This is a genomic window from Sorangium sp. So ce448 (assembly GCF_051520915.1).
GTDB lineage: Bacteria > Myxococcota_A > Polyangia > Polyangiales > Polyangiaceae > Sorangium > Sorangium cellulosum_B.
On sequence record NZ_CP150343.1, the window covers coordinates 8,400,174 to 8,412,514 of the forward strand.

The 12,341-nt window shown below is 70.5% G+C and carries 9 protein-coding genes; 1 reads left to right on the forward strand and 8 read right to left on the reverse strand.

The window, feature by feature from the left end; all coding sequences use genetic code 11:
* Positions 1 to 91: 91 nt before the first annotated feature.
* The 8 genes from WMF45_RS31635 to WMF45_RS31670 all read right to left on the reverse strand — a co-directional run bounded on the left by WMF45_RS31635 (position 92) and on the right by WMF45_RS31670 (position 11,061).
* The gene (locus WMF45_RS31635) at positions 92 to 673 is read right to left on the reverse strand and encodes a hypothetical protein (protein ID WP_437708764.1); all 582 of its coding nucleotides are present in this window, start codon (positions 671 to 673) and stop codon (positions 92 to 94) included.
* A gap of 182 nt (positions 674 to 855) precedes the next feature.
* Entirely contained in the window at positions 856 to 1,311 is a 456-nt protein-coding gene (locus WMF45_RS31640; protein ID WP_437708765.1) for a hypothetical protein, read from the reverse strand.
* A gap of 17 nt (positions 1,312 to 1,328) precedes the next feature.
* Positions 1,329 to 5,216, reverse strand: a complete 3,888-nt coding sequence (locus WMF45_RS31645; protein ID WP_437708766.1) for an RHS repeat-associated core domain-containing protein — start codon at positions 5,214 to 5,216, stop codon at positions 1,329 to 1,331.
* 3 nt (positions 5,217 to 5,219) lie between these two features.
* Entirely contained in the window at positions 5,220 to 5,675 is a 456-nt protein-coding gene (locus WMF45_RS31650; protein WP_437708767.1) for a hypothetical protein, read from the reverse strand.
* Between the two features lie 77 nt (positions 5,676 to 5,752).
* A complete protein-coding gene (locus tag WMF45_RS31655; protein WP_437708768.1) occupies positions 5,753 to 6,361 on the reverse strand; it encodes a hypothetical protein in 609 nt (202 codons plus the stop codon).
* Positions 6,358 to 6,654, reverse strand: coding sequence for a hypothetical protein (locus WMF45_RS31660; RefSeq protein WP_437708769.1), 297 nt, complete (start codon positions 6,652 to 6,654; stop codon positions 6,358 to 6,360). The genes WMF45_RS31655 and WMF45_RS31660 overlap by 4 nt, the downstream gene beginning before the upstream one ends.
* Complete coding sequence (locus WMF45_RS31665; protein ID WP_437708770.1) at positions 6,641 to 7,210, reverse strand: hypothetical protein; 570 nt, start codon at positions 7,208 to 7,210, stop codon at positions 6,641 to 6,643. The genes WMF45_RS31660 and WMF45_RS31665 overlap by 14 nt, the downstream gene beginning before the upstream one ends.
* Before the next feature lie 50 nt (positions 7,211 to 7,260).
* Entirely contained in the window at positions 7,261 to 11,061 is a 3,801-nt protein-coding gene (locus WMF45_RS31670) for an RHS repeat-associated core domain-containing protein (protein ID WP_437708771.1), read from the reverse strand.
* Between the two features lie 265 nt (positions 11,062 to 11,326).
* Here WMF45_RS31670 and WMF45_RS31675 point away from each other — a divergent pair, with 265 nt between their 5' ends.
* A complete protein-coding gene (locus WMF45_RS31675; RefSeq protein ID WP_437708772.1) occupies positions 11,327 to 12,277 on the forward strand; it encodes a hypothetical protein in 951 nt (316 codons plus the stop codon).
* The last annotated feature ends 64 nt before the right edge of the window (positions 12,278 to 12,341 follow it).

Consider the following 12,341-nt stretch of genomic DNA (forward strand, 5'->3'; position numbering starts at 1 on the left):
CCCATGTGTACCCTGACTCGCGGTCGCAGGCAACGCACCTCACGCGCGGCCGGCGGGACTCCCTGAGAGCGCAGGGGGCGACAGCGCGGGATCAATTGAGCCTCAAGATGCGCCCCACGAGGCGGAAGAGCCCTCGAGAGGCGGCGCTGATGCGGCTGCCGATCACCTCGATGTCCCCGTCCTGACGGATGCGGACCGCGCCGTGCCCCGAGCGCAGGAGCACTTCCTCCTCCGCCTCGATGCTGATCGAGGTCGCCTGCAGCCGGATCTCGCGAGGCTTGCGCGTCGTGAGCGCCGCGACGACGAGAGGCGCTTCCCCTTCGCAGCACTCGACCAGCACCAGGTCGCCGTTGGCCTGAGCGTCGGCGATCACCTCGGGATCCACCTCGAGCGCGAGCTCCGCCTCGAGCGGCGCGGTCGCGCCGCGGAGCACGATCGTCGCGCAGCGGCCCGCCACGTCGAGGACGCGCGCGGTGCGGGTGCCGGCCGCCGGTGCGCGAGCTGGCGCGCTATCCGCGCTGCGCGGCGCCGGCTCCGGGGAGGTGGATTGCGGCAGGAGATCGTCGATCGAGAGTCCCGAGGCCGCCTCTGCGACCGGAGCGGAGTCCGCGTCCTCCAGCTCGAGGGTCGCGCTGTCGAGAGTGTCGGCGCTCTTGTCGTGAATGCCCATCATGCCTCCGATACCTCTACCTCACGCGACGGCATCATTCGACCGCAGCGACCTCGATGTGCGAGATGGCTCTCCAAGACGACCTTGCAGCGAGCGGCGCCGGAGCCGAGCGGAGCCCCCTCGCCAGACTGATCCTTGGTCGTGATGTACGCGAACGCATCGGTTCGGTCAGGCTACTCGGCACGCTAGTAATAATTAGGGGCGACCAGTCTCCAGAGCTCGTCGCACCTCTTACGATAGGCCGGATCCTTGGGGTCGACCTTCCGCATGGCGATGAGAAAATTCTTCGGCGGCTGGTAACCGTGTGTATCGATGTAATGGAGAATCGCATCCGGGAATATATAAATTCGAGATTTACCGGGCACGCATACTTGCGCTCCCCCCAGGCGCCTGTACTGCCCAGCGACGATACGCTCGGGAGGTTCCACGTCCGGATCGCCGAAGCAGAAGGTGCACGCGTGGGCGCCCTCCATCTCCTCGGGCGTCCAGCCGTGGACGATGAGCTGCTCCAACCTGGCGAAGTCCTCCGGATCCACAGTTCCCTGAGGAATCGGGTGGGGCGCATCCATCCAGCCGATCGTGCTCAGCTTGGAGTGCCTGACACTCTCCCACCGGTGGCTCCCATCAGGGTAGTACGACATGACACAAAACTCCTTTGCTATTTCGACGATCTACGCTTCTTCTTGCTACCGCGGCCCTTGCCTTCGAAAAATTCATCGTCCAGCTCCCTGGTCGAGGGGCGGTAGCCCGCCGGACTCGGGGCCACGTTCGACGTCCCACCCTCACGCCAGAAACCAGGCTCATAGCGCCAATCATTCCGCGCGTTCTGAGTAAACACAGTATTGTGGCTCCCCCGAACACGTAGGTTCTCCGTAGGAGCATACACCTTGCTGCCATCTTTCGCCATCTCTCTGGCGAGGCGGTCAGCGATGCTGTTCTCCCCTTTGGCCGTCTTGCAGCTCGCCAGCCGGATCGTCATTCCAGGCCTGTAATCCGGGTGATTTCGGATATAGTCGGCGAGCTCCTTCTCGTCGGAGAGCATGTAATACCTTGCGTCTTGACGAGCACTATTATCGAACGGCCTGTTCATGCCACTCGCGTTGCCGTGCCCTCGCAGGATGAATTCGTCGGGATTGTCAGGAAAATCAACCTCTCTCACACCAGCCAAGATGATGACCAGTCCGAAGGGGTCCACCCATCGGAAGGGGTTGCGCGCATATCGATACGCATTCAACCCGCCGAGGAGCCCCGTCGGGTCGGGGCTGATGTAGCGCCCCGTGTCCGGATCGTAATACCGGAACCGGTTGTAGAAGAGCCCCGTCTCCAGATCTTCGTACTGCCCCTGAAACCGGATCGGGGTCTCCGCTTCCGCGCTGCCGCGCGGCCTCACACGACCCCAGACGCTCCGCTCGATGCTCCCCGCGATCGTCCCGTCCAGGTCCGCGAGCGCGTCCGGCGCGCCCGCCGGGTCGGTCAGGTAGCAGCGCCAGCGTCCATCGCCGTCGCGCTGATAGTGCGCCATCGGGACGAACTCGTCATCCTCGTACACGTAGGTCCGGGCTCGCTCGGAATCCCCCGCGCGCGTCACCTCGTGGACGAGCCTGTGCCGATCCCAGACGTAGCGCGTCGTCGCTGCCTCGATCCACCGCTCACCCTGGCCTCTCCTCGATACACGTTTACCGATCCGCCTCGCCAGCGGGTCGTACGTGAACTCCACGCGAAGGCCCTCGGGCGTCAGGACGCATTCGAGCAGATCCCGATCGCTCCACTGGAAGCGCGTCACGAGCTCCCCGCCCGACGGCGCACGGACGCGCCGCTCGCTCAGGCGCCCGAGGGCGTCCCACACGTAATCGATATCTCCGCGGCGAGCCAGCCGCCCACCCGGTCCGTAGGACCAGGCGCCGCTGCCGCTCGCCTCGGCGATGTTGCCGGAAGGATCGTAACGGAAGCGCTCCTCCCGCTCCACCGCCCCCCACGCCGCGATGACCTGGCCTCGCGCGTCGTGATCGTACCGCGTCACCCCGGCGTCGCGATCCCAGATCTCGAGGAGCTCCTGCCGCGCGTCGTACCGGTATGCCCGGCCCCACACCGCGTCGGGCAGCGGCCCGACCCAGTCCGGCTCTCCTCGCCCGATCCTCGGCGCACGAGCAGGGGACGTGAGCCACCGTGCGGCGATCTGACCGGCAGGCGTGTACGCGGTCGTGACAGCGCCGCCGTCGGGCGAGAACACACGCCGCACCTCGCGGCCCAGGGGATCGTTCGCGTGGTCGATCAGGAGCCCTGCCGCCGCACTCGTACGCGTCCGCAGGCCGCGAGCATCCCGGACGATGGCCTCCTCGTGGCCCCACGATGTCCGGCGCGCGACCGCGCCCCCGATCGCGCCCCATGTCGTCTCGATCGCGTACGATACACCCCCGACCGTCTGCTCCTCGCGCGTGATCCTCCCGCGCGCGTCGCGCTCGAACGTGAAGCGCCCCGCCCCGCTCGACGCCGCGATCACCGCCCCGTTCGCGTCGTGCTCGTACGTCTCGGTTCCGCCGCCCGGTCGCGCGATGGAGATGATGTTGCCGGTGAGATCGTAGGAGAGCTGCATTCGCCCGCGCTCCCCGTTCTCGATCGACTGGAGCCTCCCGGCCTCGTCGAAGCGGTACCTGAACGTCCGCCCGTCGAACGTCGTCTCCTTCACGAGGCGGTGCCACGCGTCGTAGTCGAGCCGGTGCACCTCGCCCATTTCGTTGTGCACCTCGACGAGCTCGCCGTCCCGATCGTACGCGAGCCGCACGGTATTGCCGTTCTGGTCCTTCGCCGCGCAGAGCTGCCTGTAGCCACCCCACACGAGCTCGCGCACGTTGCCAGCCGGATCCTCGACGCGCACGAGATAGCCCTCCGCGTCGTACGCATACCGCGTGACGCCCTCGGGAGCTTGCGTCGCGAGCAAGTTCCCGAGCGGCGAGTACTCGTGGCGGACGGTCCGCCCCATCGGGTCGGTCCTTGCGACCATTCGCCCGAGAGCGTCATAGCGCCACGACCAGCGCGCGCCGTCAGGGGCGACGGCGCCGACCTGATTGCCATGTACGTCCCGCTCGACGCGCCATGAGCCTCCTCCCGGAGACGCGACCTCCACGACCTGACCTCGGCCGTCGCGCCGGTAGAGCGTCGCCGCGCCAACACCGTCGCGGTGGACGACCACGTTCCCGCGCCCGTCCCGATCGAGCTCGACCGTGTCTCCCCGCCGGTCCGTGATGCGCACCGGATTGCCGCGAGCGTCCCGCTCGATTCGCGTGACGCGGCCCAGCGGGTCGGTGATCGCGAGGAGTCGGCCGCGCTCGTCGCGCTCGAACGTGGTCGTCGCCCCCAGGCCGTCGGTCCGCGACAGGAGATGTCCGTGCTCATCATACGTCCGCGTGACGACCCCGCGCCCGTCGACGCTCCTGTCGAGCGTCCCCATCCGGTTGCCGAAGAACCGGCGGATGGTGGTGGAGTCGGTCACCTCGCTGTAGCCGCCGGAGCCGTAGACGAACCTGCAATGATAGATGCCCTTGGCCACCGTGGTCCCGTCACGGAGCCGCGGGGGCAACCCCTCGGCGAGGCAGGGATCCGCCTTGCCGGCGTGGTCGAGCCAGACCTCCACACAGCGGCGCTGCGAATCGTAAACGTAGTGAGACGTGAGCCCGACGCGATCGGTGGACGACACGAGGAGATGACCCCCCTCGTACGTGTAACGAGACGCGTGGCCCTCGGCGTCGGTCACGCGGACGAGGTCACCTTCATCGCCATGGGTGTAGCTCGCGATCCGCAGGGAACGATCGTGCGTGGGTGAGGTCAGCACGTCGATCGCGGCGATCCTGCCGCCGGCGTTCTGCGTGACGCGCAGCACCCTCCCCACGCTGTCGACGACGCGAACGAGCGCGCCGTCATGATACGTGAGCTCGATCCGGTTTCCGTTTCCATCCTCGATCGAGCTCAACCGGAGCAGGCGCTCCTCGGGGCCAGCGCTCGCAAAGACGCGATCGAGCCCGTCGCCGATGTCGAGCACGAAGCTTTTTGCATCGCGGCGCAGCAGGTAGCCCCAGGGCCCGATCGTCTCCTCTCCAACGGCGAGCGGTTGATCGAAATCGACGGAGATACCCTCCTCGGTCCACACCACGATGGAGCGCCGCCGCACCTCGATCGTCCATCCCCAGCTGTGCCCCCAACCCCAACCGAGCCCGAAGTCGCGCGCGGCCGCGTGCGAGCTGTAAGAGCGCGTGAACTCGAGCGGGATGGGCCCGGGGAGGCGCAGATCGGTGACCGGGGGCGTGAAGACTCGCCCGGTGACGACGTCGACCGGGTCACTGGCGCTCTCGGTATCGGATGTACCGCTCGGCGCGCACTTCTGATCACCGCGCGCGCCCGCGCCTTCGCCGCCACGACCGTCGCCGCCACCGTCACCACCGCCGCTGCCGCCGCCACCACTTCCGCCCGCGCCCCCTCCTCCGCCCTTCACGGCGATTCCCGGGCACATGCCCGGCGGAGCAGCTGCGTCCGGCGCGGGTGCTGTCGACATCGCTCAACCCTCTCCTTGACGGCCCGGGTTCCCCCCTGGCTCGCCGCGGAGCGCCGCGTGAAACCGCCTCTCCGCACCGGGATCCTCGGCCATCCGCGGGCTCCAGTGCTCGCTCCCGCGGACATAGTCGGCCAGGGTCACGCCCACCCTGGCGAGCGCCGCCTGCACGTCCCCCGTCTCGTGCAGCAGCGATGTCACCTGAGCGAACTGCTCCAGCGAGATCGGCGGTGCCGCCGGACGTGATACCGCCTGGTAGGCCGCAGCACACGTTGAGAGCAGCGACGAGATGCCTTCATCTTCGTTCGCCAGAGCGCCCGAGAGGAGCGCCTGCCAGTGCGCGTCGGCGGCGTTCCATCGCGCCTCGTCGAGCCCGTGTCGAGCGAGCACCTCCGCCTGCGCGTCGCCGGATGCTGCAAGCTGGGCCATGACGGTCACGTACGTCTCCAGATCGAGCACCATGATTGAGCGGGTCGAGCGTAGGCGATGCGGATGTGCTGTTCCAGAACGAAAAGCGACGGATTCCGGCGCAAGGGCGCTCAAGGAGCGGAGTCGCGGCCCGAGGTGCCCCGGCCCTCCTCGTGCAGCACGATGGCGCGATCGAGCGCCTCCCTCGCCCCTCGCTTCTCCCGGGGGAATGCCTCCACGTGATCACAACGAGTCCACACCAGCGCTCGTGCGATGTCCGACAGCGCCGCCGCCGGCTCGTTCGGGTCGACATGGCGGTGCACCTGAAAGAGCACCGGCACCTGCTCCGGCTGCCGTCCCGCCGCGATCAGGTCGGCGCGCAGCGTCCTCGCGCGGTGCGCGCCGAGGGCGAGCCAGCGCGCCCGGCCGTCCACCGGGAGCACGACGACGTGTGCGCGCTTCAGGGCCTCGAGCTCGGCGCGCACCTCGTCGCTCTCGGCCGCGAGGCCCTCGATGGGCTCGTGCCAGGCGACTCCGCGCGTCACGACCAACGAGAGGCGCAACGGGAGGGCGGCGGCGCCGCGCGGCCAGAGCAGCTGGGCGCCCGCCGGCGTCGGGCCGGCCTCGATCGACGCCGAGCGGGCGAGGCCGGCCAGGTGTCGGAGGAGCCGGTAGGGGCTCCCGGTGGGGCCTGCGTAGTAGACGACGTGAAGCGGCTGTGGCTGGGCGGGGGTGCTCACCAGTCGAGATCCTCCTGCTCGACGACCACACGCGCGTTGTCGAACAGCGCTGCGACGAGCTGCCGGCGATCGTCGAAGACGAGGCCCTGGGCGTAGTCCACGATGCGGCCGCCGGGCTCCTCGTTGACGCAGTGGACGCCCCAGAGCACCGGCTCGCCCGTGGCGTCGTCGCAGGTGCGAAGCGGCTCGGGCGAGCCGTCAGACCCGTAGGCCGCGATGACGAGCGGCGTGCCGCCGCCCTTCGCGGCCGCGCTGGCGGCGAGCTGGCGGCAGAGGAGGTTACTTGGCTTCATGGTCGGCCCTCATCTCCTCGTAGAGCGCGATGGCACGGTCGAGCGCTTCCTTCGCGCCGCGCTTCTCCTTGGGGAAGGCTTCGACGTGATCGCAGCGCGCCCAGGTGAGTCCGGGGATGATGTCGGATGCCGGCGTCGTGGGCACGCCTTCCTGACACGGATGATTGATCTGGAACACCACCGGGATGTCGTCCGGGTTCCTCCCTGCGGCGATGAGGTCGGCGCGGAGCATCTTGGTGAAGTGCCGGCCGCGCCAGATGCGATGCGTCTGATCATCCACCAGGAGAATGATGGTCTGAGCGCGTTTCAGCGCGGCGAGCTCGCGGGCGAAGGTGGTACTCCCGTGATGCTCGGCAGCCTCCGTGGCCACCAAATTCTCGATGGCATGCGCCCACGAGCTGCCACGCACCCAGACGAAGAACAGGTGGAGCGAGTACACAACGTCGCCGCGTGTCCAGAGCACGCGGCCCTCCCTCGGACCCCCTGGCTCGTCGATCACGACGCTATCGCTGCCATACGAGCCGACGTGTCGGAGGAGCTTTTCGGGATCGCCCATGGTGGACTTGTAGTAGACCACCTCCAATGGGATTTGCGACAATTGGAAAGTTACCATTCGCCGTAGTCCGTTTGATAGCTGACTCGGGGGTTCTCGAACATCGCTGTCGCATACTGCTGGCGATTGTCGAAGACCATTCCTTGATCGTAGTCGACGATCCTTCCGTCGGGATCCTGGTTCACCCAGTGGTCCTCCCACTGCTTGGGTTTGTCCGTACTGTCGTCCCATGTCTGGAGCGGGTCGTTGCGGTGTTCGTCTCGTTCTGGGCCCATGATCTGAGTCTGGTGGCCGGCGCCGAGACGCCTCGCATCCTTGGCGACCTCGGCACATCGGCTTGCGTTCTTCTTTACCTCGATCGCCGCCTGTCGCGCCTTCAGCTCCGGATCGGCGTCGAACCTCGCCCGCGCCGCGTCGCGCATCGCCTTCTTCTCGGCGGCGCTGATCGGCTGGGGCTCTATCCAGCTGACGAACTTGCCATAAACGTCGGCCTCCGCCGTCGGGTCCACCCCTCTCGCATAGAGGTTCATCCCCCCTTCCAGCCCGATCGGATCCGGGCTGATGAACCTCCCCACCTCCGGGTCGTAGTACCGGTGCCGGTTGTAGACGAGCCCCGTCTCCTCGTCCGCGTATTGCCCCAGGAAGCGGATCGGCGTCGTGACGCTTCCCTCCCCGCTCCCCTCGATCCTCTTGCCCCAGGCCGATAACCGCAGCTCCCCCGCCACGTCGCCGCGCTCGTCCAGGAGACGCTCGGGCGTCCCCAGGGGATCGTTCACGTAGTGGTACCAGCGCGACACCACGTCGCCGCCCACCCGGCGCGTCTCGCCATGGGCGAGCGGGACAGCGCTCCCGCCGTCGAAGACATAGGTCCGTTCCTCGACGACCGCGTCGCCCTCGCGCGTGCGCACCTCGTGCACCGGCACGTGCCGATCCCAGTAGAAGCGCGTGCGCGACACGAGCCGCGCCCCCGCGCCGTCCAGCGTCGAGACGCGCTTCTCGATCCGCCGCGCGAAGGCGTCGTACGAGAACTCCACCCGGCGCCCCTCCGGCGTCTCCACCCGGCGCAGGAGCCCGCGCCCGTCCCACGCGTAGCGCGTGACCCGCGCAGCGCCCTCGCGCTTCTCCACGAGCCGACCCAGGTCGTCGTAGCGGTACGCCACGTCGCCGCGCCGGATCAGCCGGTCGCCGGGCCCGTGCTCGCGCGCCGGCGCTCCGGGGCCCGCGTCGACCAGGTTCCCCGTCGGATCGAAGGCGAAGACCTCGGACAGGCCCGCCTCCGCGACAACCTCCAGCAGCCGCGCGGCCGGATCACGATGGTAGACCGTCCGACCGCGGGTGAGATCCTCGACGGCCTCGAGGCGCCCCGTGGGGTCGTAGCTGTAGCGTGCGTCCACGACCGTCCCCGCCGGGCGCGAGCCCACCCAGTCGGGCTCGCCCGCGCCGACGCCCGGGCCCATCGCGGCGCGGCGCACGACGCGGCGCGAGAGGCGCCCGACCGCATCGAAGGCGCTGTGCACCTCGCCCCCACCGGGCAACACGCGCGCGATCTCCCGGCCGAGCGGATCGAAGTGCCGGCGCACCACCTGCCGGCCGTCGAGCGTCACCCGGGCCGCGCGGCCGTCCGGCGCGCGCTCCCACGACAGCGCGTGGCCGAGCGACGTCCTCCGCCCGATCGGGCGCCCCTCGGCGTCGTGGTTCACCTCGACGGTGAACGCCGGGCCCCCCGGAGCCTGCTGCGTCTCGCGCACGATCCGCCCCATCGCGTCGCGCTCGAACGCGACGGTCCCGTCCGGGCCCGACACCGATGCCAGGAAGCCGCGCGCGTCGTACGCATACGCTTCGCGCTTGCCCTCCACCTCGCGGGCCACGAGCTGGCCGGCGAGATCGTAGACGAAATGGGTGGGCGCGCCGATCCCCGGCTCGACCCGCGTCTGCTGCCCGGCCGGATCATACCGGTAGCGCAGCACGCGCCCGTCGAAGGTGCGCTCCTTCACCCGGCGCAGGGCGACGTCGTACTCGAACGCGTGCTTTTCACCGCGCGCGTTCTCGGCCTCCAGCACCTCCCCCTCGCGCCCGTAGCGCATCCGCGCGGATCGGCCTGTCGCGTCGGTGACCTCGTGAAGCCAGTGATAGCCGCACCACGCGATGCGCGACACGCGCCCTGCGCGGTCGGCGACGGAGACAAGCCGGCCCTCGCCATCGTAGGAGTAGCGCGCCGTGGCGCCCGCAGGATCCGTGGTCGCCGCGAGGTCCCCGCGCGGCGAGTAATGGAAGCGGCTCACCGCGCCTGTCGGGTCGGTCATCGACAGCGTCCGGCCGAAGAAATCGTAGGTCCACTGCCACCTTCCGCCGCGCCGATCGAGGAGGGAGACCACGTTGCCGTGCGCGTCGTGGCCGATGCGCACGACGCCGCCGGTCGCGTCCTCGGCCTCGACCATCTGGCCCCGCCGGTCGTACGCGAAGCGCCGCGCCGCGCCGGTGGGATCCGTCGTCCGCACCGGCAGGCCGGCGGCGTCGCGCTCGATCGTCGTCGCGAGCCCCGCGGGATCGATCACGCGCACGACATCGCCCCGCGCGTCGCGCTCGTAGCGCACGACGCGGCCGAGGGGATCGGTCTGGGCCAGCAGCCGGCCGCGGGCGTCACGCTCGTAACGCGTGACGGCCTGGAGCTGATCCGTCTCCGAGAGCAGGTGTCCGGCGTCGTCGTAGGTCGCCGACACCGCGTGCCCGCCGTCCACCTCGAGATCGAGCAGGCCATGGCGGTTGCCGAAGAAGCGCTTCACCTGCCGGGAATTGGCGACCTCGCGGTAGCCGTCCGGCAGGTACGCGAAGCGGCAATGGTAGATGCCTCTGGCCCGCGTCGTGCCGTCGGCGAGCAGCGGCGGCAGCCCGTCGGCGAGGCCCGGATCAGGCCGGCCGTCACGATCGCCCCAGGTCTCGACGCAGCGCCGCTCGCCGTCGTAGCGGTAGTGGAACGTGAGCCCGGCGCGATCGGTGTGCTCGGTGAGGAGGTTGCGCTCGTCGTAGGCGTAACGCGAGGTGAAGCCCTCGGCATCGACCGCGGCGACGAGGCGGCCGATCTCGTCGTGCTCGTAGCGCGCGAAGGTGATCCAGCGCCCCTGGGAGGTTGCGTTGTAGACGCTGATGGAGGCGATCCGCCCCTCGGGGCTCGACCCCAAGCGGACGCGCCGGCCGGCGCTGTCCAGCACCTCCGCGATCCTCGACCCCTCGTAGGAGATCGAGATCCGGTTCCCGGAGCGGTCCTCGATCGCCGTGAGCAGCCACTCCCGCTCACCCTCGAGCGGCAGCGCAAAGGCGTGGTAGAGGCCGTCGCCCCTGTCGAGACGGTAGCCGCCGCGCTCGCGCCGCAGCAGCCAGCCCCAGGGCCCGAGCGCCTCGCCGCCCTCGGGCAGCACGGGGAAGTCGACCGAGATGCCCTCGTCGGTCCAGACGCGCGTCGCGCGCCGGGTGAGGGTGACACGCCAGCCGAGGCTGTGCGTCCAGCCGTGGCCGAGGCCGACGTCGCGCTCGGCCACGGCCGAGGAGTAACGGCGGACGAAGGAGAACGGGAGCGGGCCGGGCAGCGAGAGATCGGTCCGCGGCACGGTGTACACGCGTCCGGTGACGACATCGACCGGCTCGCCTTCGGACCGCTGCCTCCCCTGCCCGGAGGGCGCGTGTTTCTGATCGCCGCCCCCGCCCTCTCCGCTCCCGCTGCCCCCACCGCCGTTGCCGCCGCCGTCGCCGCTGCCGCCGCCGCCGCTGCCGCCGGATCCACCGCCGCCCCCCAGCACGGCGACGCCAGGACACATCCCCGGGGGAGCAGCGGCATCGGGCGCCGGTGCGGTCGACATGGCTCAGCGTGCCCTCCAGGCGGGTGCTTCGGTCGCGTGATTCGCCGGATCGCGGCGCAGAACGACGCGAAGATATCGCCTCGGCGCAGCGCGGAGCAACCCCCGCTCGCCAGGGCGATCACCGATCGAGGCGCCGAGATCGCCAGCGGACATGTGCAGGCGGGAGCGGCTTGCAGGACCTGAGCCTGCAGCGAGCAGGCGGGCTCGATCCCGCGGCTCGATGCGGCGCAGCGCAGGAGCGATGCTTCAGGCTAGGATGCGCGCGATGGGTACCGCGCTGACGGTGGAGCGCTACGCGGAGATGCGCGCGCAGATGGAAGCCGGGAGGCTCCGCGACGAGGTGCTCGCGCGCGCCGGGCTCACGGCGGACGAGTGGACGGCCGCGCAGCGCGAATGGCTCGAGCGGATGGGCGCGGAGCTCGAGCGCGGCTGCTTCGAGCTGACCAACCGCTACACGCAAGCCTTCCTCGATCACCTGCGGGTGTTCGTCGCGGCCTCGCCGCCGGTGAGCGCGCCATCCGGTCGAGCGCCGGCCGCGCCGCTGCCCGCCGCGCCAGCGCCGCGCCCCGCCGCGCCAGCGCCGCGCCCCGCCGCGCCAGCGCCGCGCCCCGCGGCGCCGGCCGCGCCCGCAGCGCTGGCCGCGCCCGCAGCGCGGGCCGCGCCCGCAGCGCTTGCCGCGCCCGCCGGCACAGCCCCGCTCCCAGACATGCCTGCGCTCGTCGCCGCCCTGCCCTTCGTGCCGAACGCGCCGCCCGGTCGAGCGCCGGCCGCACGGCCGCCCGCCGCGCCAGCGCCGCGCCCCGCGGCGCCGGCCACGCCCGTGGCGCCGGCCACGCCCGCGGCACCGGCCACACCCACGGCGCTGGCCGCGCCCGCCGGCACAGCCCCGCTCCCAGACATGGCTGCGCTCATCACCGCCCTGCCCTTCACCCCCGCATCGGAAAAGCGGGGCGCCCCCGCGCCCCCGCCCCCGCCCAGCGCCACGGCCCACACGGCGCCCGCCCTCTCGCTGGAGCAGTACGCCGCGCTCTGCGCGGAGCTCTCGCTGCACCCGCGGAGCGCCGCGGCGCTCTACCCGCGCTACGGCCTCCGCGACGCGGCCGCGTGGCAGGCCACGGACGCCGCGTGGCAGGCCCGGATGCGCAGCGACGCCGTCCTCGAGGCACGCTGGCAGCAGCTCATCGCCCATTACCGAGCCCACTACAGGGTCCGCTGAGGCGACCCGCTCGCCCGGCCCGCGCGCAGCGACGCCGCAGCTCACACGGCTCCGCTGCCGACCC

What these genes read in the sequence shown, in the direction of transcription:
- WMF45_RS31650 (WP_437708767.1), bottom strand. Translation starts at nt 5,675, where the DNA reads ATGGTGCTCGATCTGGAGACGTACGTGACCGTCATGGCCCAGCTTGCA.
- WMF45_RS31665 (WP_437708770.1), bottom strand. Translation starts at nt 7,210, where the DNA reads ATGGGCGATCCCGAAAAGCTCCTCCGACACGTCGGCTCGTATGGCAGC.
- WMF45_RS31670 (WP_437708771.1), bottom strand. Translation starts at nt 11,061, where the DNA reads ATGTCGACCGCACCGGCGCCCGATGCCGCTGCTCCCCCGGGGATGTGT.
- WMF45_RS31660 (WP_437708769.1), bottom strand. Translation starts at nt 6,654, where the DNA reads ATGAAGCCAAGTAACCTCCTCTGCCGCCAGCTCGCCGCCAGCGCGGCC.
- WMF45_RS31645 (WP_437708766.1), bottom strand. Translation starts at nt 5,216, where the DNA reads ATGTCGACAGCACCCGCGCCGGACGCAGCTGCTCCGCCGGGCATGTGC.
- WMF45_RS31640 (WP_437708765.1), bottom strand. Translation starts at nt 1,311, where the DNA reads ATGTCGTACTACCCTGATGGGAGCCACCGGTGGGAGAGTGTCAGGCAC.
- WMF45_RS31635 (WP_437708764.1), bottom strand. Translation starts at nt 673, where the DNA reads ATGATGGGCATTCACGACAAGAGCGCCGACACTCTCGACAGCGCGACC.
- WMF45_RS31675 (WP_437708772.1), top strand. Translation starts at nt 11,327, where the DNA reads ATGGGTACCGCGCTGACGGTGGAGCGCTACGCGGAGATGCGCGCGCAG.